Origin of the sequence: Bacillus sp. FSL K6-1005 (assembly GCF_038000225.1) — a bacterium.
In the GTDB taxonomy this organism is placed as follows: Bacteria; Bacillota; Bacilli; order Bacillales; family Bacillaceae; genus Bacillus; species Bacillus mojavensis.
Genome location: NZ_JBBOBP010000001.1, coordinates 701827 through 727486 on the forward strand (window position 1 = coordinate 701827; position 25660 = coordinate 727486).

Genomic DNA, 25660 nt, shown 5'->3' on the forward strand with positions numbered 1-25660 from the left:
ATTAAGCCTCATTTATAGTTTATAAAAAAGAATGGGAAAAAGCGACAGGAGTTTGAAAAATTTAAGAAAATTCCATATTTACGTCGCGAATGATATTTCAATTTCTACAGAAAGCCTTGTGTAAATAATTAATTCCTTGACAGCTGCCTCATATTTTTTTTCATTGATCGTATAGACTTTATTTTCAATTGTCCGTTTTAAAAGCTCCTTCGTTTTATAGACGCTTTCTATATCCTTTGTAATGACCTCTGAAATATCATCCTTCACATGCTCCTCGAATTTTGTTTTATCCGGCTGCGAGATTTTGTATTTTTCTCCATTTAATAATTTTACATCGACGCTTTGAATAAGCAGTTTTCTTTTATTATCTTCATTTAGTTTGTGGAGGTCTTCCTGATAGATGGAAATTTGGTTGTTCAAGTCTTTGACGTGCTCTTTTTGTTTTTCGATGAGGGAAACCTGCTCCTCTTGGAATGTTCCGTATGTAAACAGGAAAAAAAACCAGCTGATCACGGCTCCGCACATCATACCAGCAAAAAAACGCTGCCATCCCGGTTTTTTGTAATGCTGCGGCACCCTCATGAAGAAATATGCTCCTGCGTCAGCCATGAAATAATAAGCCAGCCGCTTTGCGCCCCGCCCATGGCCGAGATAATGAGAAGAATCTGCTTGAATAAATCTCTCGTATTGCCTTCAAGAATACCCCGTTCAAAGCTGTATACCGCATCAAATGTACCTCCGATTGCGGCGACCAGCGCCCAAATTTTTAATCTGTTCGCAAGCTTTGAAATAACCGTAAGCGGGGCTTCGCCTGCCAAATATGCTCCAAGGCCTCCGATGAGTGCACCTCCGATCAGCACCCCTAATGCGATAAAATAACTGTTGATAAAATTTACCATAAAGCCAGCTTCCTGATCCATCTTAATCACCTCACCTTTTATATCATATTGAGCTTTCGGGACAAGTATGATGAGGACTCGAAAAAGAACATTTGTTTCTTTTGAAAACCCGACTTATAATGAAGAAAGAAATGGATCGTAATGGAGAAAGAGGTGATAGCATGTCTTTTGTTCACCTGCAAGTGCATAGCGGGTACAGCCTGCTAAACAGCGCCGCGTCTGTGGAAGAGCTCGTCAGTGAAGCTGACAGGCTCGGATATGGGTCTTTGGCGCTGACAGATGATCATGTCATGTACGGAGCTATTCAATTTTATAAAGCATGCAAGGCGAGGGGGATTAACCCGATTATCGGCTTGACGGCTTCTGTTTTCACAGATGATGACGAGCTCGAAGCCTACCCGCTCGTCCTGCTGGCAAAATCAAATACAGGCTATCAAAACCTGCTGAAGATCAGCAGCGTCCTGCAATCGAAATCAAAAAACGGCCTGAAGCCAAAATGGCTTAACAGCTATCGCGAAGGTATTATCGCAATTACCCCTGGCGAGAAGGGCTATATTGAAATGCTGCTTGAAGGAGGTCTGTTTGACCAAGCCGCTCAAGCAGCACTTCATTTTCAGTCTATATTCGGAAAAGGCGCTTTTTATTTATCCTTTCAGCAGTTTAAAGAAAATAAATTCTTATCTGAGCAAATTCTCCGGCTGTCTGAAGAAACGGGAATTCCGGTCACGGCGACAGGCGATGTTCATTACATTAGGAAAGAAGATCAGGCTGCCTATCGCTGTTTGAAAGCGATAAAGTCAGGTGAAAAGCTTACTGAGGCGTCAAACGAAGAGATGCCGGATCTCGATTTGAAATCCATTGATGAAATGCGTGTTCTATATCAAGAGCATCCTGAGGCATTGCAAGCATCTGTTGAGATTGCAGAACAATGCCGGGTTGACGTCAGCCTCGGACAGACCCGCCTGCCGTCATTTCCGACTCCAGACGGTACATCCGCGGATGATTATTTGACGGATGTTTGTATGGCAGGGCTCCGCAGCCGCTTTGATACACCTGATGAACGGTATATTCGACGTCTTCAATATGAGCTTGATGTCATCAAGCGAATGAAGTTCAGCGATTATTTTCTGATCGTATGGGATTTTATGAAGCACGCCCACGAAAAAGGGATTGTGACAGGACCGGGAAGGGGCTCTGCGGCGGGATCGCTCGTGGCTTATGTTCTCTATATCACGGACGTTGACCCGATCAAGCATCACCTGTTATTTGAGAGGTTTTTAAACCCGGAGCGAATCAGTATGCCGGATATTGATATCGACTTTCCGGATACGAGAAGGGACGAGGTCATTCAGTACGTTCAGCAGAAATATGGCGCCATGCATGTCGCCCAGATTATTACCTTCGGGACGCTGGCGGCAAAAGCAGCGCTTCGGGACGTCGGAAGGGTATTCGGTGTAAGCCCGAAGGAAGCGGATCAGCTTGCGAAGCTCATTCCTTCAAGGCCGGGCATGACCTTGGATGATGCGAGAAAACAATCACCGGAGCTGAATAAGCGGCTCAGTGAGTCAAGTCTGCTTCAGCAAGTCTTTACGATTGCCAGAAAAATAGAAGGTCTTCCAAGGCATACGTCAACCCACGCGGCCGGCGTTGTCTTGAGTGAGGAACCGTTAACAGATGTTGTCCCGCTTCAGGAAGGACATGAAGGGATCTATTTAACGCAATACGCGATGGATCACCTCGAAGATCTGGGCCTTTTGAAAATGGATTTCTTAGGCTTGCGCAACCTGACACTCATCGAGTCCATCACTTCAATGATTGAAAAAGAAAAAAATATGAAAATAGATCTTTCGAGTATTTCTTATCAAGACGAAAAAACATTCTCTCTGCTGTCAAAAGGGGATACGACAGGGATTTTTCAGCTTGAATCCTCAGGAATGAGAAGCGTTCTGAAAAGGCTTAAGCCCTCAGGATTAGAAGATATTGTCGCGGTAAACGCGCTGTACCGGCCCGGCCCGATGGAGAACATTCCGTTATTTATCGACCGTAAGCATGGGCGGGTGCCGGTCCATTATCCCCATGAAGATTTAAGAGAGATATTGGAAGATACGTATGGCGTCATCGTTTATCAAGAGCAAATTATGGTGATTGCGTCACGTATGGCAGGATTTTCTTTAGGAGAGGCGGACCTGCTCAGACGTGCAGTCAGCAAAAAAAAGAAAGACATTCTTGACCGAGAGCGAAGCCATTTTGTTGAAGGGTGCTTAAAAAAGGAGTATTCTGTAGACACTGCAAATGAAGTCTACGATTTAATCGTCAAATTCGCAAACTATGGCTTCAACAGAAGCCATGCGGTGGCATACAGCATGATCGGCTGCCAGCTTGCTTATTTGAAGGCTCATTATCCTTTATATTTTATGTGCGGATTGCTTACAAGCGTCATTGGCAATGAGGATAAAATAGCTCAATATCTATACGAAGCGAAGGGGAGCGGGATTCGTATCCTTCCTCCGTCAGTGAACAAAAGCAGTTATCCGTTTACAGTTGAAGGCGGAGCTGTCAGGTACAGCCTCCGTGCGATAAAAAGTGTAGGCGTCTCAGCAGTCAAAGATATATATAAAGCCAGAAAAGAGAAACCATTCGAAGATCTTTTCGATTTCTGCTTTCGTGTGCCGTCAAAAAGCGTAAACCGCAAAACGCTTGAAGCACTCATATTTTCTGGTGCAATGGATGAATTCGCTCAAAACCGGGCCACACTGCTCGCATCGATTGACGTTGCGTTAGAGCATGCCGAGCTTTTCGCCGCGGACGATGACCAAATGGGATTGTTTTTAGATGAATCGTTTTCCATTAAACCGAAGTATGTGGAGACCGAGGAGCTCCCGCTTGTGGATATTCTTGCATTTGAAAAAGAAACGCTCGGTATTTATTTTTCAAATCATCCGCTCTCTGCCTTCCGAAACCAGCTGACAGCGCGCGGAGCGGTATCCATTCAGCAGGCTCAGCAGACTGTTAAAAAGCAGGTTTCACTCGGTGTCCTGCTGACGAAAATCAAAACGATTCGGACAAAAACAGGTCAAAACATGGCGTTTTTAACGTTAAGCGATGAGACCGGTGAGATGGAAGCCGTTGTGTTCCCTGAACAATTCAGACAGCTTTCTCCCGTTTTAAGAGAGGGCGCTCTATTGTTCACAGCAGGGAAATGTGAAATCAGGCAGGAAAAAGCCCAGTTTATTATGTCCAGAGCGGAATTGCTGGAAAATATGAATGCTGAAAAAGCGCCATCGGTTTATATGAAAATAGAAAGCAGTCAGCACAGTCAGGAGATCCTGACAAAGATAAAGCGCATTTTGCTGGAGCATAAGGGGGAAACCGGCGTTTATCTCTATTATGAAAGGCAAAAACAGACGATAAAGCTTCCTGAGGAGTTCCATATCGAGGCGGATCACCAGGTGTTATACCGCTTAAAAGAGCTGTTAGGTCAAAAAAACGTCGTTTTAAAACAGTGGTAACCATTCTCTTTTTGTTATACAATTGGAGCAATTATGTTACTCTGTTTAAATATTCTGATAGATCAACTCCGCAGAATGCAGCAATCAATGCAGCAGCATACGAATCAAAAAATTTCATTAAGGAGTGTTTTGGAGAATGTCATTAAGAGAAGAAGCATTACATCTGCATAAAGTGAACCAGGGAAAACTCGAATCCAAATCTAAAGTAGAGGTTAAAAATGCGAAAGATTTAAGTCTTGCTTATTCCCCGGGCGTAGCAGAACCATGTAAGGATATTCATGAAGACATTAACAAAGTATATGATTATACAATGAAGGGGAACATGGTAGCAGTTGTGACAGACGGTACAGCTGTGCTCGGCCTTGGAAATATCGGCCCTGAAGCCGCACTCCCTGTAATGGAAGGTAAAGCCGTTCTTTTCAAAAGCTTTGCCGGCGTAGACGCGTTCCCAATTGCTTTGGGCACAAATGATGTTGATAAAATCGTTGAAACCGTTAAATTGCTTGAACCGACATTTGGCGGTGTCAACCTTGAAGATATTGCGGCGCCAAACTGCTTTATCATTGAAGAGCGTTTGAAAAAAGAAACGAACATCCCGGTTTTCCATGATGATCAGCACGGCACAGCGATTGTCACAGTAGCGGGCCTTGTAAACGCGCTGAAATTGTCTGGAAAATCCATGTCTTCCATTAAAGTTGTAGCTAACGGAGCCGGTGCTGCAGGTATTGCAATCATCAAGCTTCTTTACCATTTCGGCGTGCGCGACATCGTGATGTGCGATTCAAAAGGAGCCATTTATGAAGGGCGTCCGAACGGTATGAACGATGTTAAAAACGAAGTGGCGAAATTCACAAACCAAGACCGTAAAGACGGCTCTTTGAAAGATGTGATCGCTGGTGCTGACGTATTTATCGGTGTGTCTGTCGAAGGCGCGCTAACAAAAGAAATGGTACAAAGCATGGCGAAAGATCCGATCATTTTCGCAATGGCAAACCCGAATCCGGAAATTATGCCGGAAGATGCGCGTGAAGCTGGTGCGAGCGTTATCGGAACAGGCCGTTCAGATTTCCCGAACCAAGTAAACAATGTGCTTGCCTTCCCGGGCATTTTCCGCGGAGCGCTTGACGTACGTGCCACTCACATTAACGAAGAAATGAAGATTGCAGCGGTTGAAGCCATTGCTTCACTCGTATCAGAAGATGAGCTTAGCCCTGAGTACGTCATCCCTGCACCGTTTGATAAACGTGTTGCGCCTGCTGTGGCTAAGGCTGTGGCAAAAGCGGCGATGGAAACAGGAGTGGCAAGAATTACTGTAGATCCTGAAGAAGTTGCAGAAAAAACCAGGAAACTTACGATTATTGGCGAATAATTTTAATTCATTCCAAAAATGGCAGCGCGTTGGCGGAGACCGGCGCGCTGTTCTCAAGTTAAACTTGCGGCTGAAATTTTTTTGGGGTCAGGTCTTAAAAAAATTTCAGCCGAGTTTAACATGAATTTTGAATACGTTACCAACCTTGCTGTTTCAACGACTTCTTAGGTTTATCATGAGCTGTTCGCATACCTCTGCGGATAGAAAGTTGTCGAATTGAGGATGACAGCGTTTGACAAAAAAAGTACAATAGTTTCGGTAAAGTTATTAGCAAGTCTATCTGTCTGGATGGCATGCGGTGAAGAGAACCCTTCACAAAAGGGAGGTAATCATTTGTTAAAGGATATATTCACTAAAAAGAAAAAGTATGCTTCCGTACCGTCAGAACAAGCGAAGCACGATGTTCCGGAAGGCATTATGACAAAATGTCCTAAGTGTAAAAAAATCATGCTCACTAAAGAGTTGGATAAAAATATGCGGGTATGCATGAACTGCGATTATCATTTTCCGATGAACGCAAAACAGCGTATCGAAAGCTTGATGGATGAAAAGTCCTTTGAAGAATTCAATCAGGGGATGTTATCGGAAAACCCGCTCGGTTTCCCGGGATATCTGGAAAAGCTTGAAAAGGATCGCGAGAAAACATCCTTAAACGAGGCTGTTGTGACAGGCAAGGGCACGATCGGGGGATTTCCTGCTGTTGTCGCGGTAATGGATTCTACATTCCGAATGGGCAGCATGGGCTCTGTCGTTGGCGAAAAAATTACGCTTGCGATTGAAAAAGCAAAAGCGGATAAAGTTCCGTTTATTATTTTTACTGCTTCCGGCGGTGCAAGGATGCAGGAAGGCATATTAAGCCTTATGCAAATGGCAAAGACAAGCTCTGCCTTAAAATTATTCAGTGAGGAACAGGGGCTCATTATCTCAGTCATGACGCACCCGACTACCGGCGGGGTATCTGCAAGCTTTGCTTCTCTTGGCGATTACAATTTCGCGGAGCCTGGCGCGCTGATCGGTTTTGCCGGAAGAAGGATTATCGAACAGACAATAGGCGAAAAACTGCCGGAGGACTTCCAAACAGCGGAATTCTTATTAAAACATGGACAGCTTGATGCGGTTATTCACCGCGACGACATGAAAAAAACGTTAGAAAATCTGCTGGATATGCATCAAACAGGAGGTGACATTGAGTGGCTGCAAGATTAGAATTTGAAAAACCGGTGATTGAATTGCAAACCAAAATTGCCGAATTGAAGAAATTCACCCAGGATTCAGAAATGGATCTGAGTGCAGAAATCGAACGGCTTGAAGACCGTCTAGCTAAGCTTCAGGATGATATTTATAAAAATCTGAAGCCTTGGGACCGGGTTCAAATCGCACGTCTGCCGGATCGTCCGACAACACTTGATTATATTCAATACCTGTTTACAGACTTTTTTGAATGTCACGGAGACAGAGCGTACGGAGACGATGAAGCCATTGTCGGCGGTATTGCCAAGTTTCACGGCCTGCCTGTGACAGTTATCGGTCATCAGCGCGGGAAAGACACGAAGGAAAACCTTGTCCGCAACTTTGGAATGCCTCATCCTGAGGGCTATCGTAAAGCACTTCGTCTGATGAAACAGGCTGATAAATTTAACAGACCGATTATCTGTTTTATTGACACGAAAGGGGCATACCCTGGACGAGCAGCTGAAGAAAGAGGACAAAGCGAAGCAATTGCCAAAAACCTCTTTGAAATGGCCGGCCTTAGAGTGCCTGTTATTTGTATCGTCATCGGTGAAGGCGGAAGCGGCGGAGCTCTGGGTTTAGGTGTGGGCAACCACTTGCATATGCTAGAAAACTCTACTTATTCTGTTATTTCTCCTGAAGGTGCTGCGGCACTCTTATGGAAGGACTCCAGTCTTGCCAAAAAAGCAGCGGAAACCATGAAAATCACTGCGCCAGACTTAAAGGAATTAGGAATTATAGATCATATGATAAAAGAAGTAAAAGGCGGAGCGCACCACGATATTAAGCTGCAGGCAAGTTACATGGATGAAACCCTTACACAATCGTTAAAGACTTTGCTGAAGCTGAATGAAGAAGAATTAATTCAGCAGCGCTATGAAAAATACAAAGCAATTGGGAAAGTATCGATTGAAGATCAATATATCGGGGTAAACTAAATAAACGTGAAGCCTTTGGCTCACGTTTATTTTTTGTGACATTCCTTAAATTTTATTTAAAAACAATTTATTTAATTGTATAATAGGTAAGGTTTCATAGGGAGGATGGAGATCCCTTTTCATTGTTTTTAGGGCAATGATCATGTTATGTTTTAATCATATATGTTTGCTGAGGTGAATGGAGAATGAAACGTATAGGGGTATTAACGAGCGGCGGGGATTCCCCGGGAATGAATGCAGCAGTTCGCGCAGTTGTCAGAAAAGCGATTTATCATGACGTTGAAGTTTACGGCATTTATAACGGATACTCAGGATTGATCAACGGAAAGATTGAAAAGCTAGAGCTCGGTTCTGTAGGTGATATTATTCATCGCGGAGGAACAAAGCTTTATACAGCAAGATGTCCTGAATTCAAAACGGTTGAAGGCCGTGAAAAAGGGATAGAAAACTTGAAGAAGCTTGGTATCGAAGGGCTTGTCGTTATCGGCGGAGACGGCTCATACATGGGTGCGAAAAAATTAACGGAGCATGGGTTTCCATGTGTAGGTGTACCGGGTACAATTGATAATGACATTCCGGGTACTGATTTTACAATCGGTTTCGACACAGCTTTAAATACAGTAATTGACGCAATTGATAAGATTCGCGATACAGCGACTTCTCATGAACGTACATATGTGATCGAAGTAATGGGCCGCCACGCCGGAGATATTGCATTATGGGCCGGACTTGCAGGCGGTGCGGAATCAATCTTGATTCCTGAGGCTGATTACGACATGCACGAAATCATTGCCCGACTAAAACGCGGTCATGAGCGCGGGAAGAAACACAGTATTATTATCGTTGCCGAAGGGGTAGGCAGCGGTGTTGAATTCGGGAAACGCATTGAAGAAGAAACAAATCTTGAAACTAGGGTATCGGTATTAGGCCATATCCAGCGCGGCGGTTCTCCAAGTGCTGCTGACCGTGTTCTGGCAAGCCGACTTGGCGCGTATGCGGTTGAACTGCTGCTTGAAGGAAAAGGCGGACGCTGTGTAGGTATACAAAACAATAAGCTTGTAGACCATGATATTATAGAAATACTGGATAAAAAACACACAGTTGAGCAAAACATGTATCAGCTTTCAAAAGAACTGTCTATTTAAGACTGCAGCAGAAGGCTGAAGATTTTAGAAGGAAGTGAACGAATTGAGAAAAACAAAAATTGTTTGTACCATCGGTCCGGCAAGTGAAAGTATTGAAATGCTTACGAAATTAATGGAGTCAGGAATGAATGTGGCTCGTTTGAATTTTTCTCACGGAGATTTTGAGGAGCACGGAGCACGTATTAAAAATATCCGCGAAGCGAGCAAAAAGCTCGGCAAAAACGTTGGAATCCTGCTTGATACAAAAGGCCCTGAAATCCGTACACATACAATGGAAAACGGTGCTATTGAGCTTGAAACAGGCAAAGAGCTTATCGTTTCAATGGACGAGGTAATTGGAACAACTGATAAAATTTCAGTGACGTATGAAGGTTTAGTAGAGGACGTTGAAAAAGGCTCAACGATTCTTTTAGATGACGGACTTATCGGTCTTGAGGTACTTGAAGTGAATGCCGCTAAACGCGAAATCAAAACAAAAGTACTAAACAACGGAACACTGAAAAACAAAAAAGGCGTTAACGTACCGGGTGTCAGCGTCAATCTTCCTGGTATTACTGAGAAAGACGCGAGAGACATCGTTTTCGGTATTGAGCAAGGGGTAGATTTCATCGCTGCGTCTTTTGTACGCCGTTCTACTGACGTGCTTGAAATCCGTGAACTTCTTGAGGAGCATAACGCTCAGGATATTCAAATTATCCCTAAAATTGAAAACCAAGAGGGCGTAGACAACATCGATTCTATTCTCGAAGTGTCTGACGGCTTAATGGTTGCGCGCGGAGACTTAGGTGTGGAGATTCCAGCTGAAGAAGTGCCGCTTGTGCAAAAAGAACTGATCAAAAAATGCAACGCACTGGGCAAACCGGTTATTACAGCCACACAAATGCTTGATAGCATGCAGCGCAACCCGCGTCCGACTCGTGCGGAAGCGAGTGACGTCGCAAACGCAATTTTCGACGGCACAGATGCAATCATGCTTTCTGGTGAAACAGCTGCCGGAAACTATCCGGTTGAAGCGGTTCAAACGATGCACAATATCGCATCACGTTCTGAAGAGGCGCTGAATTACAAAGAGATTCTTTCAAAACGCAGAGACCAAGTAGGCATGACGATTACTGATGCAATTGGCCAATCTGTTGCACATACAGCCATTAACTTGAATGCTACTGCGATTGTGACTCCGACTGAAAGCGGCCATACAGCGCGTATGATTGCTAAATACCGCCCGCAGGCACCGATTGTCGCTGTGACTGTAAATGAGTCTGTTTCCAGAAAGCTCGCTCTTGTATCCGGCGTTTTCGCAGAAAGCGGTCAAAATGCAAGCTCAACTGATGAGATGCTGGAAGATGCTGTGCAAAAATCATTACACAGCGGAATTGTGAAAAATGGTGATCTGATCGTCATTACAGCAGGCACTGTCGGTGAGTCAGGAACAACGAATTTGATGAAAGTTCATACTGTCGGCAATATCATCGCTAAAGGCCAAGGTATCGGACGCAAATCAGCTTACGGTCCGGTTGTCATTGCGCAAAACGCGAAAGAAGCCGAACAAAAAATGACTGACGGCGCGGTTTTGGTTACAACTAGCACTGACCGTGACATGATCGCGTCTCTTGAAAAAGCGTCTGCTCTAATTACAGAAGAGGGCGGCTTGACAAGCCATGCTGCAGTAGTCGGATTAAGCCTCGGCATTCCGGTTATTGTTGGTTTGGAAAATGCGACATCCATTTTGACAGAAGGCCAGGATATTACGGTTGATGCTTCTAGAGGAGCGGTCTACCAAGGCCGTGCGAGTGTACTTTAATCACATCTGAAAAGGGAAGGGAGCGTATTCCCTTCCTTTTTCTCTATTTGGCACTATTTTTGAACGAAGGCGTTTTACACATGTGGGGGGCTGGAGATGAGGTTTTTATTTTTGCTTTTTATTGTGTTTCCGGCAATTGAAATCGGCATATTTCTATTTTCGGGCAAGCTGATCGGCATTCTTCCGACAGTCCTTTTGATGATTCTGACCGGGATCATTGGGGCAGCAGCTGCCAAAAAACAAGGAACTGAAGTTTACTTCAAGGTTCAGCGTGACCTTCAATATGGCAAGATGCCTGGTGAAGCGATTGCTGACGGCCTGTGCATCTTTATTGGCGGCCTTTTGCTGATGCTTCCAGGCTTTTTATCAGACCTGGCCGGCGCATGCCTGCTTATCCCGTTCACCCGCAGCTGGTGTAAGCCGATCCTGTTCAAATGGCTGAGAGGCATGTCGAAGAATAAGCGGATCATTATAAAATGAAAAACGGCAGCCTGCATCATGGGCTGCTGTTTTATTTTTGCTGGATCGTGATGTAGGACCATATTTCTTTTAAGGCACCTGTTGTAATAAAAGCCTGGATGACAACGAGAATAGCAGGACCGACAATCAGCCCTAAAAATCCGAACAATTTAAATCCGGCGAAGAGGGCAATGAGTGTTGCCAACGGGTCTATTCCGATTGATTTGCTTAATATTTTCGGCTCTGTCAGCTGACGCTGAACAAGTACAACAAGGTACAGAACACCAATTCCAATTGCTTGGGGAAGCTGGCCTGTAATTGATAAATACAAAATCCACGGCACAAAAACGGATCCTGCTCCTAAATACGGGAGAAGATCGACTAGTCCGATTAAAAAAGCAATTGTTGCTGCATGTTCAACCTTTAAGAGAGAAAGACCAAAGAATACAATAATCATTGTAAGGAGTACAAGAACAGCCTGCGCTTTAATAAAACCGGTCATTGCTTTTTTTAACTCGCTGCTGATCGCCTTTCCGTTTTCTGTTATTCGATCGGGCAGCACTGAAACGAGCATCGCTTTCAGTTTGTGCCAATCCTTTGTCATGAAAAATGTAGCAAGAAGTGAAAATATCAAAACAGCCGCGGTATTCGGAAGCAGCGCGAAAAATTTCGGAATCATTTCCAGAATGTGAGACAGCAGCAGTCCAGCATTTTTGGCAGCGGAGTCTCCAAGTGCCTGAATGTGAGTGACAATGGAAGCCTGCTGGTTGGTCTCCAATTCATGAAATAAAACTGTCAGTTCGTGATAGAGCGGCTGGATATGAGTGGTAAACAGCTTTTCACAATAAGAGATAAATGTGCTGATATGAGGCGGAAGGGTTTTTGCAAGATACGCGGTTCCTGTTACAATTTCTGCTACCACAATGGTCAGCACACTGAACGCTGCCAGCAGAAAAAAGGCAAGCACGCCGATGACATTTAAAGTTCGCGGGAATCCGGTCACCTTGTCCAGGTAGTCTACAACAGGGTGAATCGCTGTTGAAAGAATAAGGGCAATGAGGAACGGATATGTTAACGGAAATGAATAATAAACAGCAGCTGCCGATCCTGCGGTAAGCGACACGACAAAGAGGGTTCGGAAAAAAATAGTGATATAGGATTGATTCACAAAAACGATCCTCCTCTCGTCAGCATGTCCTATTGTTATGTTTATTCACGGTCCGGCTGAATATGAATACATTCATTTTAAAGGAGGGATGACGCATGTTTACACAAGCGAATTTATTTTTAATATTACTCTTGGCTATTGCACTTATCGCAAAAAATCAATCGCTGCTTTTTGCTGTATCCGTCCTTTTGATCATCAAAATCGTGGGACTTGACCAAAAATTTTTTCCGACTATCCAGTCAAAAGGCATCAACTGGGGCGTGACCGTTATCACAATAGCTGTTCTTGTACCAATCGCCACAGGAGAGATCGGATTTAAACAGCTTGGTGAGGCAATGCGTTCTTCTTATGCATGGATTGCATTGGGGGCGGGAATTGCCGTTGCGCTGATTGCCAAAAATGGCTTGACCCTGCTGGAAAATGACCCTCACATCACCACTGCTCTTGTTATCGGAACCATACTTGCAGTCGCGCTTTTTGGCGGAGTCGCAGTGGGTCCGCTGATCGGAGCGGGGATTGCTTATATTGCGATGCAGCTCGTAAAACTGTTCACTTCATAAAAAAAAGCGGCTTGCTGCCGCTTTTTTTTATGCCGAAAACCCGCAAATAAAGGCGTTTTTTCGGGAAAATCATAAAATGAAAAAAAAAATTATAGGTAAACATTTAACAAATGTCTGATTATTGTTTATAATAGGAATAGGCACAAACTTAAAAAAGCTTATAAGAATTTGTTATGTTCTTTCATAAGCAAAGGGTTTCAGCACCAGCAGGCTGTAAAATGTAAGCATTTTCTTTTGGGGGGAGAAATACTTACAACATGCTTTTTAAGTTAGCCTCATGTTTTTACAACACTCTTAAAGGGGAAATTTATTGAAAAGGAGATGTTATATATGACAGCGACACGCGGTCTTGAAGGGGTTGTAGCAACAACATCATCTGTTAGTTCGATTATTGATGATACCCTTACATATGTGGGGTATGATATCGATGATTTGACAGAGAATGCGAGCTTTGAAGAAATCATTTACTTACTTTGGCACTTAAGGCTGCCAAACAAAAAAGAGCTTGATGAGTTAAAACAGCAGTTAGCAAAAGAAGCTGCCGTTCCGCAAGAAATTATTGAGCACTTCAAATCTTATTCCCTCGAAAATGTTCATCCCATGGCTGCTCTTCGGACAGCGATTTCTTTACTAGGCCTGCTTGACAGCGAGGCTGATACCATGAACCCGGAAGCCAACTACAGAAAGGCGATCCGCCTTCAGGCAAAGGTGCCTGGTCTGGTTGCAGCGTTTTCCAGAATCCGCAAAGGTCTTGAGCCTGTTGAACCAAGAGAAGACTACGGCATTGCCGAGAATTTTCTCTACACATTAAACGGTGAAGAGCCTTCGCCAATTGAGGTTGAGGCTTTCAACAAAGCGCTGATTTTACATGCCGATCACGAGCTGAACGCGTCAACGTTCACAGCAAGGGTCTGCGTCGCAACACTTTCTGATATCTATTCAGGCATTACTGCCGCAATCGGCGCACTGAAGGGCCCGCTTCACGGCGGAGCAAACGAAGGCGTCATGAAAATGCTGACAGAGATTGGCGAAGTGGAGAATGTCGAGCCTTTCGTTCGCGCCAAGATGGAAAAGAAAGAAAAAATAATGGGCTTCGGACATCGCGTTTATAAGCATGGCGATCCACGCGCCAAACATTTAAAAGAAATGAGTAAACGCCTGACCAACCTGACCGGCGAAAGCAAATGGTATGACATGTCGATTCGCATCGAAGAAATCGTGACATCAGAAAAAAAGCTTCCGCCTAACGTTGATTTTTATTCCGCTTCTGTTTATCACAGCCTTGGAATTGACCATGACTTGTTTACACCGATTTTTGCTGTGAGCAGAATGTCCGGCTGGCTCGCTCATATCCTTGAGCAGTATGACAATAACCGCCTGATCCGCCCGCGTGCAGATTACACAGGCCCTGACAAACAAACTTTTGTTCCGATTGAAGAAAGAGCCTAAAGAACCATGGGAGGCTGGCTTATGGTAATGAAGTTAGCCTCTTGTTCAGAACATCAAAGATGGTTTACACTTTAGAATGTTAAGAAAAATCATTTTGTTTTCTATATAAGAAAAATAAAATGTTTTCTAAATATGAATTACATACTGGGAGGTTTTTATTGTGGCACAAGGTGAAAAAATTACAGTCTCTAATGGAGTATTAAACGTACCAAACAACCCGATTATCCCGTTTATTGAAGGAGACGGAACCGGTCCTGATATTTGGAATGCGGCTTCAAAAGTTTTGGAAGCCGCAGTAGAAAAAGCATATAAAGGTGAAAAGAAAATCACGTGGAAAGAAGTTTATGCCGGAGAAAAGGCTTATAATAAAACAGGTGAGTGGCTTCCTGCTGAAACATTAGATGTCATCCGCGAATATTTCATCGCGATTAAAGGCCCGTTAACGACACCTGTCGGCGGCGGTATCCGTTCATTGAACGTAGCGCTAAGACAAGAGCTTGACCTATTCGTTTGCCTGAGACCTGTAAGATATTTTACTGGAGTCCCGTCCCCGGTAAAACGCCCTGAAGATACTGACATGGTCATCTTCCGTGAAAATACAGAAGATATTTACGCAGGCATCGAGTACGCAAAAGGCTCTGAAGAAGTGCAAAAGCTCATCAGCTTCCTGCAAAATGAATTGAATGTCAACAAAATTCGTTTCCCTGAAACGTCAGGTATCGGTATTAAGCCTGTTTCTGAAGAAGGAACAAGCCGTCTGGTCAGAGCGGCAATTGATTATGCGATTGAGCACGGCCGCAAGTCTGTAACGCTTGTACACAAAGGAAACATCATGAAGTTCACGGAAGGCGCCTTCAAAAACTGGGGCTATGAGCTTGCAGAGAGAGAATACGGCGAAAAAGTCTTCACATGGGCTGAATATGACCGCATTGCTGAAAAAGACGGAAAAGACGCCGCTAATAAAGCGCAAAGCGAAGCAGAAGCAGCAGGCAAAATCATTATCAAAGACAGCATTGCTGATATTTTCCTTCAGCAGATCCTGACACGTCCAAGCGAATTTGATGTTGTTGCAACAATGAACCTTAACGGAGACTATATTTCTGACGCTCTTGCGGCGCAAGTAGGCGGAATCGGTATTGCTCCTGGTGCGAACATCAACTACGAAACAGGACATGCGATTTTCGAGGCGACACATGGAACGGCTCCTAAATACGCCGGACTTGATAAGGTAAACCCATCTTCAGTTATTCTTTCAGGTGTGCTGCTTCTTGAGCATTTAGGATGGAATGAAGCGGCTGATTTAATCATTACATCTATGGAAAAAACAATCGCTTCTAAAGTCGTAACTTACGATTTTGCCAGATTAATGGACGGCGCGACTGAAGTTAAATGTTCAGAGTTCGGAGAAGAATTAATTAAAAACATGGCCTAAGCTAGGAAAAAGCCTAAAATTAGCCATAAAGGAGAAGAGAGACATGGGAAATACTCGTAAAAAAGTTTCTGTTATCGGAGCAGGTTTTACCGGAGCGACAACAGCTTTCTTAACCGCTCAAAAAGAGCTGGCGGACGTTGTTCTCGTTGATATCCCGCAATTGGAGAACCCGACGAAAGGAAAAGCCCTTGATATGCTGGAAGCCAGCCCGGTTCAAGGCTTTGACGCGAAAATTACGGGTACATCTAATTATGAGGATACCGCGGGTTCTGACATTGTTGTCATTACAGCCGGTATCGCAAGAAAACCTGGTATGAGCAGGGATGATTTAGTCTCTACAAACGAAAAAATTATGAGAAGCGTAACACGAGAAATCGTGAAATATTCTCCTGACTCTATCATTGTGGTTTTGACAAACCCTGTTGATGCAATGACATACGCAGTATATAAAGAGTCTGGCTTCCCGAAAGAGCGCGTGATCGGCCAATCTGGTGTGCTTGATACGGCAAGATTCAGAACGTTTGTGGCTGAGGAATTAAACTTGTCAGTGAAAGATGTGACTGGTTTTGTTCTCGGCGGACACGGTGACGATATGGTGCCGCTTGTACGTTATTCTTATGCTGGCGGTATCCCGCTTGAAACCCTCATTCCAAAAGACCGGATTGACGCCATTGTGGAGCGCACAAGAAAAGGCGGCGGCGAGATCGTGAACCTTTTAGGAAACGGAAGCGCGTATTATGCGCCTGCGGCTTCTCTGACAGAAATGATCGAAGCGATCTTAAAAGATCAGCGCCGCGTCCTTCCTACAATTGCTTACCTTGAAGGGGAATACGGCTATGAAGGCATTTACCTTGGTGTTCCGACAATTGTCGGCGGAAACGGACTTGAACAAATCATTGAGCTTGAATTGACAGAGTACGAAAAAGAACAGCTGAATAAATCAGTTGAATCTGTCAAAAATGTGATGAAAGTATTATCCTAAAATAAAAAGAGAAAGGCTGATTTAATCGAAGCCTTTCTCTTTTTATTACAAATGAAAGCGCTTCCCTTTATTCCTCAGCTGCCTCTTGTATTTTTCTTTTAAAATGATGTAAAAGGCGAATTGTCGGAATGTCCGGCTTTCGATAAAATAAAATCATGAAACATGGTAAGATGACATAAAATAGAGAAATAGGATGTCGGGGAATTAAGATACTGGAGGCACAGCATGAACAAGAAAATTTTAGTTGTGGATGATGAAGAATCTATCGTTACACTTTTGCAGTACAATTTGGAGCGGTCAGGCTATGAGGTTATTACTGCTTCGGATGGAGAAGAAGCACTCAAAAGGGCGGAAACAGAAAATCCTGATTTGATTGTGCTAGATGTGATGCTTCCAAAGCTGGATGGAATTGAAGTATGCAAGCAGCTGAGACAGCAAAAACTCATGTTTCCTATTTTAATGCTGACAGCGAAGGATGAAGAATTTGACAAAGTATTAGGGCTTGAGCTTGGTGCTGATGATTATATGACCAAGCCTTTCAGCCCTCGAGAAGTCAATGCAAGAGTAAAAGCTATTTTAAGGCGTTCTGAAATGGCTGCACCCTCTAATGACATGAAAAACGAGGAAACCGAAGGACAAATTGTTATCGGCGATTTGAAGATCCTGCCCGATCATTATGAAGCTTATTTTAAAGAAAATCAGCTTGAGCTGACACCGAAAGAATTTGAGCTGCTTTTGTATTTAGGCAGACATAAAGGCAGAGTGCTGACGAGAGATCTGCTTTTGAGCGCTGTCTGGAATTACGATTTTGCTGGAGATACGAGAATTGTTGATGTGCATATCAGCCATCTTCGAGACAAAATTGAAACGAATACAAAAAAACCGATCTATATTAAAACTATTAGGGGATTGGGGTATAAATTGGAGGAGCCAAAAATGAATGATTAAATATCGTGTGCGCCTTTTTTCTGTGCTCGTTGTCTGTATGATTGTAGTGTTTAGTGTACTCGGGCTGTTTTTACAGCAGCTCTTTGAATCTTCTGATCAAAAAAAATCGGAGGAACACATTGAAAAGGAAGCCAAATACATGGCTTCGCTGCTTGATGCCGGCAATCTGAATGACCAGGCAAATGAGAAAGTCATTAAAGATGCAGGCAGTGCGCTTGATGTAGAAGCCTCCGTAATCGATACAGAAGGAAAGGTGCTGTACGGGTCTGACGGCAGCGCGGCGGATTCTTCACAGGTGCAGGCGCTTGTCTCCGGTCATGAGGGAGTTCTCGCAAAAGAGGAGAACATGCTTTATTATGGGCTTTCGCTTAGGAGCAAAGGCGAAAAAACGGGGTATGTGCTGCTTACTTCCCGTGAAGAAAGCTCAGGTCTGAATGGCGAGATGTGGGGCATGCTGACAGCCAGTCTTTGTACCGCTTTTATAATTATTGTTTTCTTTTATTCTAATATGACCTCTCGCTACAAAAGATCTATTGAAGCAGCCACAAACATGGCAACAGAGCTGTCCAAGGGGAATTACGATGCCCGTACATACGGCGGTTATATCAGGCGTTCTGACAAGCTTGGCCGTGCCATGAACAGCCTTGCCGTTGATCTGATGGAAATGACGAGGACGCAGGAAATGCAGCGCGACCGTCTGCTGACTGTGATTGAAAACATCGGCTCCGGGCTGATTATGATTGATGGAAGAGGTTTTATCAATCTCGTCAACAGGTCTTACGCGAAGCAGTTTCATGTCAATCCGAATCAGATGCTGCGCCGTCTTTATCATGATGCATTTGAACATGAAGAAGTGATCCAGCTTGTCGAAGACATTTTTATGACTGAGACGAAGAAATGCAAGCTATTAAGACTTCCGATCAAAATTGAAAGGCGTTATTTTGAAGTGGATGGCGTTCCTATTATGGGGCCGGATGATGAATGGAAAGGGATCGTGCTCGTTTTTCATGACATGACGGAAACGAAAAAATTAGAGCAGATGAGAAAAGATTTTGTGGCCAACGTTTCTCATGAGCTGAAAACACCGATTACATCGATCAAAGGGTTTACGGAAACGCTATTAGACGGGGCGATGGAGGATAAAGAGGCGCTTTCAGAATTTCTATCGATTATTTTAAAGGAAAGCAAAAGGCTTCAATCATTGGTGCAGGATTTGCTAGATCTTTCTAAGATTGAGCAGCAAAACTTTACGCTCAGCATCGAAACGTTCGATGCAGCGAAAATGCTGGCTGATATTGAGACGCTGCTTAAGCATAAAGCGACGGAGAAAGGTATCTCTTTACAGCTGAACGTTCCGAAAGACCCTCTCTATGTAGCGGGCGACCCGTACCGGCTAAAACAGGTGTTTTTGAATCTCGTAAACAATGCATTAACCTATACACCGGAGAAGGGATCGGTAGCTATCAATGTCAAGCCGGGTGAAACAGAGATTCAGATTGAAGTTTCCGATACCGGGATCGGCATCCAGAAAGAAGAAATCCCCCGCATCTTTGAACGGTTTTACCGCGTTGATAAAGACAGAAGCAGAAACTCAGGAGGGACCGGTCTAGGTCTTGCAATTGTAAAGCATTTAATAGAGGCTCATGAAGGGAAAATCGATGTGACTAGTGAGCCGGGCCGCGGTACTGTGTTTACTGTGACGCTGAAGCGGGCTGCTGAAAAGCCTGTCTAATGTTTACAAAGCTTTAACAATATCTTCATGCACTGTTAAACCTATGCTGGTAGGATGTAGTAGAACCCCTTCATCCAAGGAGCCAATTTTGACGGCGGGAACCTTTTTGTGTTCCCGTCCTTTTTTGTGTGTTCTCATCGGTTCGCGTATTTTCCTTTCAAATTGAACTTTGTTAAAATAAGAGAAGCTATAGACTATTATTATGAGATGAATGGAAGCAGGAGCTGTTGCTTCTTAGGAGGATATTGAATGACGGAACGAAAAAAATTAGTGCTTGTAGACGGAAACAGTCTGGCTTACCGGGCGTTTTTTGCATTGCCGCTGTTAAGCAATGATAAAGGAATTCATACAAATGCGGTTTACGGTTTTGCGATGATTTTGATGAAAATGCTTGAGGATGAAAAGCCGACGCATATGCTGGTTGCGTTTGATGCCGGGAAAACGACGTTTCGCCACGGCACATTTAAAGAGTATAAAGGCGGAAGACAGAAAACCCCGCCTGAGCTTTCAGAACAAATGCCGTTTATCCGCGAGCTGCTTGATGCCTATCAAATCAGCCGCTACGAACTGGAACAATACGAAGCTGACGACATTATCGGCACACTCGCGAAATCGGCTGAAAAGGAAGGCTTTGAGGTAAAGGTTTTCTCGGGAGATAAGGATTTAACACAGCTGGCAACAGATCAGACGACGGTTGCCATTACGAGAAAAGGAATTACCGATGTTGAGTTTTACACACCAGAGCACGTCCAGGAGAAATACGGACTCACGCCTGACCAAATTATTGATATGAAGGGTTTAATGGGGGATTCCTCTGACAACATCCCGGGTGTGCCGGGTGTCGGGGAGAAAACCGCGATTAAGCTGTTAAAGCAATTCCATTCTGTTGAAAAGCTGCTCGAATCAATTGATGAGGTAAGCGGAAAAAAACTCAAGGAAAAGCTTGAAGAATTTAAGGATCAGGCCTTGATGAGCAAGGAATTGGCGACGATTATGACCGATGCGCCGATTGAGGTATCCGTTTCCGGCCTGGAATATCAAGGCTTTAATCGTGAACAGGTCATTGCCATCTTTAAGGACCTTGGGTTCAATACGCTTCTTGAACGGCTCGGGGAAGACGGTGTAGAGGCGGAGCAGGATCAGTCCTTAGAAGAAATTGATGTTAAAACAGTCACCGACGTGACTAGCGATATATTGGTTTCTCCATCTTCATTTGTCGTTGAACAGATTGGCGATAATTATCATGAAGTGCCAATTCTCGGATTTTCGATAGTGAACGAAACGGGAGCCTACTTTATTCCAAAAGACGTTGCTGTCGAGTCTGATGTGTTTAAAGAATGGGTGGAAAATGACGATCAGAAAAAATGGGTCTTTGACAGCAAGCGTGCTGTCGTGGCTTTGCGCTGGCAGGGCATTGAGCTGAAAGGTGCGGAGTTTGATACGGTTCTTGCCGCTTATATCATTAATCCGGGCAATTCGTATGACGACGTTGCCAGTGTGGCTAAGGATTACGGCTTACATATCGTTTCAAGCGATGAATCAGTTTACGGCAAGGGAGCAAAACGCGCCGTGCCGGCAGAAGGCGAACTGTCTGAGCATCTCGTCAGAAAGGCTTTAGCCATTCAAAGCCTCCGGGAAAAGCTCGTTCAGGAGCTGGAGAACAACGATCAGCTTGAGCTGTTTGAGGAGCTGGAAATGCCGCTGGCGCTTATTCTCGGAGAAATGGAATCAACAGGCGTTAAGGTTGATGTTGACCGCTTAAAACGAATGGGAGAAGAACTGAGCGCCAAGCTGAAGGAATATGAAGAAAAAATTCATGAGATTGCGGGCGAACCGTTTAATATCAATTCTCCTAAACAGCTCGGTGTCATATTGTTTGAAAAGATTGGCCTGCCAGTTGTGAAGAAAACGAAAACAGGCTATTCAACATCTGCTGATGTGCTTGAAAAGCTGGCTGACAAACATGATATTGTCGACTATATTTTGCAGTACAGACAAATAGGCAAGCTGCAATCGACATACATCGAAGGGCTTTTAAAGGTGACAAAAAAAGATACACACAAGGTGCATACACGCTTTAACCAAGCCTTAACGCAAACAGGGCGCCTCAGCTCGACTGATCCAAACCTGCAAAACATACCGATCAGGCTTGAGGAAGGGCGCAAGATCCGCCAGGCCTTTGTTCCGTCTGAAAAAGACTGGCTCATTTTTGCGGCTGATTACTCGCAAATCGAGCTGCGGGTGCTTGCCCACATTTCAAAGGATGAAAATTTGATCGAAGCCTTTACAAACGATATGGATATTCACACAAAAACAGCAATGGATGTGTTCCATGTCGCTGAGGATGAAGTGACATCGGCGATGAGACGCCAGGCGAAAGCGGTCAACTTCGGGATCGTATACGGCATCAGTGATTACGGGCTTTCACAGAATCTCGGCATTACGAGGAAAGAAGCCGGGGCATTCATCGACCGATATTTGGAAAGCTTCAAGGGTGTCAAAGCGTATATGGAGGACTCGGTGCAGGACGCGAAGCAAAAAGGCTACGTAACCACGCTGCTGCATCGCCGCCGCTATATCCCTGAACTGACGAGCCGAAACTTTAATATCCGCAGCTTTGCGGAGCGGACGGCAATGAATACACCAATTCAAGGAAGTGCCGCGGATATTATTAAAAAAGCCATGATTGATATGGCAGCCAAGCTGAAAGAAAAGCAGCTGAAGACAAGGTTGCTGCTTCAAGTGCACGATGAACTGATTTTTGAAGCGCCGAAGGAAGAAATTGAAATACTTGAAAAGCTTGTTCCAGAAGTGATGGAGCATGCGCTTGCATTAGATGTGCCGTTAAAGGTGGACTTTGCTTCAGGCCCATCCTGGTACGATGCGAAATAAACAGAGATAAAGGAAGTGATGGATGTGCCGGAATTACCAGAGGTTGAAACCGTCCGGCGCACTCTGACCGGGCTTGTAAGAGGAAAAACAATCAAATCGGTAGAGATCAGATGGCCGAATATCATCAAACGGCCTGCCGAACCGGAGGAATTTGCGCGAAACTTAGCAGGAGAAACCATCCAGTCCATCGGAAGACGGGGAAAGTTTTTACTGTTTAACTTGGATCATTATGTCATGGTCTCCCACCTTCGTATGGAAGGAAAGTACGGCCTTCACCAAGAGGAGGAGCCGGACGATAAACACGTGCATGTCATTTTTACGATGACGGACGGAACCCAGCTGCGTTACAGGGATGTTCGGAAATTCGGAACCATGCATTTATTTAAACCGGGAGAGGAAGCAGGGGAGCTGCCGCTTTCTCAGCTCGGACCCGAACCGGATGCAGAAGAATTTACGAGTGCGTATTTGAAAGCGCGGCTGGAGAAAACAAACCGAGCTATCAAAACTGCTCTTCTGGATCAGAAAACGGTCGTCGGACTCGGAAACATTTATGTGGACGAGGCTCTGTTCAGAGCGGGCGTTCATCCCGAGACAAAAGCAAATCAGCTGTCAGATCAAAAAATCAAAAAACTTCATGCTGAAATTAAAAATACCCTTCAGGAAGCGATTGATGCCGGCGGAAGCACTGTCCGGTCGTATATCAATTCCCAAGGAGAAATCGGAATGTTTCAGCTGCAGCATTTTGTGTACGGAAAAAAAGATGAGCCCTGCAAAAATTGCGGAACAATGATTACAAAAATTGTCGTCGGAGGCAGAGGCACGCATTTTTGCGCCAAGTGCCAGAAAAAATAGAATAATGCTTCATCGTCCAAGCTGTCGGTGCATATATCAGTAGCTCTGTTATAGAGGAAGTGCCGTTTTTCGGAAACACGGATTTATCACTTTTCCATATACATGATTGTGATGAATCTCCGGGCATTTAACATCTGATACAAGAGCACCAACAGAAAGGAAGAAACGAATATGCAAATGGTTTCTATACTGCTGCTGGCGTTAGCTGTCAGCTTGGACAGTTTTTCAGTCGGATTTACGTATGGATTGCGAAAAATGAAGATACCGCTAAAGGCCATTATCGTCATTGCCTTCTGTTCCGGCACTGTTATGTTTATTTCCATGCTGATCGGAAGCTTTCTCACCAAGTTTTTTCCCGTATATGTGACTGAGAAGCTTGGCGGGTTAATATTGGTTGGAATTGGCGTATGGGTTTTATACCAATTTTTCAGGCCGGCAAAAGACAAAGACTACCTATTGCATGAAAAAACACTGCTTAATTTAGAGGTTCGGTCATTGGGCATTGTGATCCATATTTTGAGAAAACCGATGAGTGCGGATATCGACAAATCTGGTGTGATTACTGGAATTGAAGCGGTGTTATTGGGATTCGCCCTGTCGATTGATGCCTTCGGAGCGGGAATGGGAGCGGCCATTCTCGGTTTTTCTCCCATTGCGATGAGCATAACCGTCGCGATTATGAGTTCGCTGTTTGTGTCAGTCGGCATCAATGCCGGACATATTCTGTCTAAATGGAGATGGATTGATAAAATGGCATTTTTGCCGGGCCTTCTGCTGATCACGATCGGGCTCTGGAAATTGTAAAAAGGAGTGGATCTCTTGACCTTAGTCATTGGTTTAACGGGAGGAATAGCAAGCGGCAAAAGTACGGTTGCAAATATGCTGATAGATAAAGGAATCACTGTCATAGATGCGGATATTATTGCAAAACAAGCGGTAGAAAAAGGGATGCCGGCCTACCGGCAGATCATTGACGAATTTGGTGAAGACATTCTGCTCGAAAATGGTGATATAGACAGAAGAAAGCTTGGAGCGCTGGTCTTTACAAATGAACAGAAGCGTCTTGCTTTAAATTCAATTGTTCATCCTGCGGTCAGAGAGGAAATGCTCAAGCGGCGTGATGAGTCCATTGCAAATCAGGAGACATTTGTGGTATTAGATATCCCGCTATTGTTCGAAAGCAAATTGGAGTCTTTAGTTGATAAAATTATTGTGGTCAGTGTGACAAAAGAGCTTCAGCTTGAGCGTCTGATCAAGCGCAACCAATTGACGGAAGAAGAAGCGCTTAGCCGGATCCGCTCCCAAATGCCATTAGAGGAAAAAGTGTCAAGAGCGGATAACGTAATAGACAACAGCGGCACACTCGAAGAGACAAAACAGCAGCTTGAGGAAATTCTCAGCTGCTGGGCATAACAAAACACCGTTCAGTGATGAACGGTGTTTTTGTGATTAAAAATCGAAATTGTCCGGATCAGGACCGACACGCAGATTTTCATTCAACGCATCAATTCGGTTCATGTCTTCCTGTGATAATTCAAAATCAAATATGTTCGCGTTCGCTTTAATTCGATGTTCCTTTGTTGATTTAGGAATGGTGATGACGCCGTGCTGTAAATCCCAGCGTAAAATGATTTGCGCGACGGATTTGTCATAAGCTTGCGCGATGTCTGTCAGTTCGGGATGATCAAGCAATTGCCCCTGCATTAAAGGTGACCATGCTTCCATTTGTATGCCTTGCTTCTTGCAATAAGCCATCAGCTCTTTTTGCGTGAGACGCGGGTGGAATTCCACTTGGTTGATCATAGGCTTCATTTCAGCATCCTTCAGCAGATCCTCCAGGTGATGGATTTGGAAATTGCTCACACCGATCGCTTTGACACGGCCTTCTTTATACAAGGTTTCAAGCGCTCTCCAAGCTTCTTTGTATTTGCCTTCCACAGGCCAGTGAATGAGGTATAGATCTAAATAGTCCAAACCGAGTTTTGACAAGCTTGTTTCAAATGCAGCCAATGTTTCCTCATACCCTAAATCTGCATTCCACACTTTTGATGTGACAAATAAATCCTCTCTGGTGATGCCGGCTGCTTCAATTCCTTGACGGAGACCTTCCCCGACTCCCGCTTCATTTCCATAGATAGCGGCAGTATCAATACTGCGGTAACCGTGAACAATGGCGGTTTTCACGGCATTGACGAGTTCTGACCCTTCTTCCACTTGGAATACACCGAGGCCGAACCACGGCATTTTCACCCCGTTATGAAGTGTTGCTGTTGCTTGTAAATGTGTTGTCATGTT

At 44.3% G+C, this 25660-nt stretch carries 20 protein-coding genes and 1 pseudogene; 17 read left to right on the top strand and 4 right to left on the bottom strand.

Translation table 11 applies throughout. The annotated features are described in order from the left end of the window. Positions 1 to 78 precede the first annotated feature (78 nt). Together ytrI and ytrH are read right to left on the bottom strand one after the other, a co-directional pair. Positions 79 to 582, bottom strand: coding sequence for a sporulation membrane protein YtrI (ytrI, locus tag NST16_RS03530; RefSeq protein ID WP_010335283.1), 504 nt, complete (start codon positions 580 to 582; stop codon positions 79 to 81). Further along, the gene (gene ytrH, locus NST16_RS03535) at positions 579 to 920 is read right to left on the bottom strand and encodes a sporulation membrane protein YtrH (RefSeq protein ID WP_010335282.1); all 342 of its coding nucleotides are present in this window, start codon (positions 918 to 920) and stop codon (positions 579 to 581) included. Before ytrH ends, ytrI begins: the two co-directional genes overlap by 4 nt. Before the next feature lie 140 nt (positions 921 to 1060). Here ytrH and dnaE point away from each other — a divergent pair, with 140 nt between their 5' ends. From dnaE to NST16_RS03570, 7 genes are all read left to right on the top strand, one after another. After that, a complete protein-coding gene (gene dnaE, locus NST16_RS03540; protein WP_340883951.1) occupies positions 1061 to 4408 on the top strand; it encodes a DNA polymerase III subunit alpha in 3348 nt (1115 codons plus the stop codon). A gap of 136 nt (positions 4409 to 4544) precedes the next feature. After that, entirely contained in the window at positions 4545 to 5777 is a 1233-nt protein-coding gene (gene maeB / locus NST16_RS03545) for an NADP-dependent malic enzyme (RefSeq protein WP_168748510.1), read from the top strand. A gap of 333 nt (positions 5778 to 6110) precedes the next feature. After that, positions 6111 to 6983 carry an acetyl-CoA carboxylase, carboxyltransferase subunit beta gene (accD, locus tag NST16_RS03550; RefSeq protein ID WP_010335280.1) on the top strand — a complete coding sequence of 291 codons (873 nt, stop codon included), beginning with the start codon at positions 6111 to 6113 and terminating at the stop codon, positions 6981 to 6983. After that, on the top strand, positions 6968 to 7945 hold the full coding sequence (gene accA / locus NST16_RS03555; protein ID WP_010335279.1) for an acetyl-CoA carboxylase carboxyl transferase subunit alpha: 978 nt from the start codon (positions 6968 to 6970) through the stop codon (positions 7943 to 7945). Before accD ends, accA begins: the two co-directional genes overlap by 16 nt. A gap of 185 nt (positions 7946 to 8130) precedes the next feature. After that, positions 8131 to 9090: a 6-phosphofructokinase gene (gene pfkA / locus NST16_RS03560; protein ID WP_010335278.1), complete on the top strand. Its 960-nt coding sequence runs from the start codon at positions 8131 to 8133 to the stop codon at positions 9088 to 9090. Positions 9091 to 9133: 43 nt separating this feature from the next. Further along, positions 9134 to 10891, top strand: coding sequence for a pyruvate kinase (gene pyk / locus NST16_RS03565; RefSeq protein ID WP_010335277.1), 1758 nt, complete (start codon positions 9134 to 9136; stop codon positions 10889 to 10891). Between the two features lie 96 nt (positions 10892 to 10987). Then, positions 10988 to 11371 (top strand): FxsA family protein, encoded by a 384-nt coding sequence (locus tag NST16_RS03570; RefSeq protein ID WP_024122457.1) that lies wholly within the window; start codon positions 10988 to 10990, stop codon positions 11369 to 11371. A gap of 31 nt (positions 11372 to 11402) precedes the next feature. Here NST16_RS03570 and ytvI read toward each other — a convergent pair whose 3' ends face one another. Further along, complete coding sequence (gene ytvI, locus NST16_RS03575) at positions 11403 to 12518, bottom strand: sporulation integral membrane protein YtvI (protein WP_340883960.1); 1116 nt, start codon at positions 12516 to 12518, stop codon at positions 11403 to 11405. 95 nt (positions 12519 to 12613) lie between these two features. On the opposite strand from ytvI, the gene NST16_RS03580 reads away from it, so the two are divergent. The 10 genes and pseudogenes from NST16_RS03580 to coaE all read left to right on the top strand — a co-directional run bounded on the left by NST16_RS03580 (position 12614) and on the right by coaE (position 24778). Beyond that, positions 12614 to 13078 (top strand): DUF441 domain-containing protein, encoded by a 465-nt coding sequence (locus NST16_RS03580; RefSeq protein WP_010335274.1) that lies wholly within the window; start codon positions 12614 to 12616, stop codon positions 13076 to 13078. Positions 13079 to 13408: 330 nt separating this feature from the next. Beyond that, positions 13409 to 14527 carry a citrate synthase gene (gene citZ, locus NST16_RS03585; RefSeq protein ID WP_010335272.1) on the top strand — a complete coding sequence of 373 codons (1119 nt, stop codon included), beginning with the start codon at positions 13409 to 13411 and terminating at the stop codon, positions 14525 to 14527. 160 nt (positions 14528 to 14687) lie between these two features. Next, positions 14688 to 15959 (top strand): NADP-dependent isocitrate dehydrogenase, encoded by a 1272-nt coding sequence (gene icd / locus NST16_RS03590; RefSeq protein ID WP_340883965.1) that lies wholly within the window; start codon positions 14688 to 14690, stop codon positions 15957 to 15959. 43 nt (positions 15960 to 16002) lie between these two features. Next, positions 16003 to 16941, top strand: coding sequence for a malate dehydrogenase (gene mdh, locus NST16_RS03595; RefSeq protein ID WP_010335270.1), 939 nt, complete (start codon positions 16003 to 16005; stop codon positions 16939 to 16941). Between the two features lie 225 nt (positions 16942 to 17166). Further along, positions 17167 to 17889: a two-component system response regulator PhoP gene (phoP, locus tag NST16_RS03600; protein ID WP_010335269.1), complete on the top strand. Its 723-nt coding sequence runs from the start codon at positions 17167 to 17169 to the stop codon at positions 17887 to 17889. After that, positions 17882 to 19621, top strand: coding sequence for a two-component system histidine kinase PnpS (gene pnpS, locus NST16_RS03605; RefSeq protein WP_229146509.1), 1740 nt, complete (start codon positions 17882 to 17884; stop codon positions 19619 to 19621). The genes phoP and pnpS overlap by 8 nt, the downstream gene beginning before the upstream one ends. Positions 19622 to 19870: 249 nt before the next feature. Further along, positions 19871 to 22513, top strand: coding sequence for a DNA polymerase I (gene polA / locus NST16_RS03610; RefSeq protein WP_277852269.1), 2643 nt, complete (start codon positions 19871 to 19873; stop codon positions 22511 to 22513). A 24-nt stretch (positions 22514 to 22537) separates the two neighbouring features. Then, the gene (gene mutM, locus NST16_RS03615) at positions 22538 to 23365 is read left to right on the top strand and encodes a DNA-formamidopyrimidine glycosylase (protein ID WP_340883976.1); all 828 of its coding nucleotides are present in this window, start codon (positions 22538 to 22540) and stop codon (positions 23363 to 23365) included. 153 nt (positions 23366 to 23518) lie between these two features. Then, a pseudogene (gene ytaF / locus NST16_RS03620) lies at positions 23519 to 24169 on the top strand (sporulation membrane protein YtaF); the annotation flags it as partial. A gap of 15 nt (positions 24170 to 24184) precedes the next feature. Further along, positions 24185 to 24778 (top strand): dephospho-CoA kinase, encoded by a 594-nt coding sequence (gene coaE / locus NST16_RS03625; protein ID WP_268505236.1) that lies wholly within the window; start codon positions 24185 to 24187, stop codon positions 24776 to 24778. A 36-nt stretch (positions 24779 to 24814) separates the two neighbouring features. Here coaE and NST16_RS03630 read toward each other — a convergent pair whose 3' ends face one another. Next, positions 24815 to 25657, bottom strand: coding sequence for an aldo/keto reductase (locus NST16_RS03630; RefSeq protein ID WP_326203220.1), 843 nt, complete (start codon positions 25655 to 25657; stop codon positions 24815 to 24817). Positions 25658 to 25660: the final 3 nt, after the last annotated feature.

Coding starts and splice junctions, on each gene's coding strand:
- ytrI (WP_010335283.1), bottom strand. CDS start 582: ATGAGGGTGCCGCAGCATTACAAAAAACCGGGATGGCAGCGTTTTTTT.
- ytrH (WP_010335282.1), bottom strand. CDS start 920: ATGGATCAGGAAGCTGGCTTTATGGTAAATTTTATCAACAGTTATTTT.
- dnaE (WP_340883951.1), top strand. CDS start 1,061: ATGTCTTTTGTTCACCTGCAAGTGCATAGCGGGTACAGCCTGCTAAAC.
- maeB (WP_168748510.1), top strand. CDS start 4,545: ATGTCATTAAGAGAAGAAGCATTACATCTGCATAAAGTGAACCAGGGA.
- pfkA (WP_010335278.1), top strand. CDS start 8,131: ATGAAACGTATAGGGGTATTAACGAGCGGCGGGGATTCCCCGGGAATG.
- NST16_RS03570 (WP_024122457.1), top strand. CDS start 10,988: ATGAGGTTTTTATTTTTGCTTTTTATTGTGTTTCCGGCAATTGAAATC.
- NST16_RS03580 (WP_010335274.1), top strand. CDS start 12,614: ATGTTTACACAAGCGAATTTATTTTTAATATTACTCTTGGCTATTGCA.
- citZ (WP_010335272.1), top strand. CDS start 13,409: ATGACAGCGACACGCGGTCTTGAAGGGGTTGTAGCAACAACATCATCT.
- mdh (WP_010335270.1), top strand. CDS start 16,003: ATGGGAAATACTCGTAAAAAAGTTTCTGTTATCGGAGCAGGTTTTACC.
- phoP (WP_010335269.1), top strand. CDS start 17,167: ATGAACAAGAAAATTTTAGTTGTGGATGATGAAGAATCTATCGTTACA.
- pnpS (WP_229146509.1), top strand. CDS start 17,882: ATGATTAAATATCGTGTGCGCCTTTTTTCTGTGCTCGTTGTCTGTATG.
- polA (WP_277852269.1), top strand. CDS start 19,871: ATGACGGAACGAAAAAAATTAGTGCTTGTAGACGGAAACAGTCTGGCT.
- NST16_RS03630 (WP_326203220.1), bottom strand. CDS start 25,657: ATGACAACACATTTACAAGCAACAGCAACACTTCATAACGGGGTGAAA.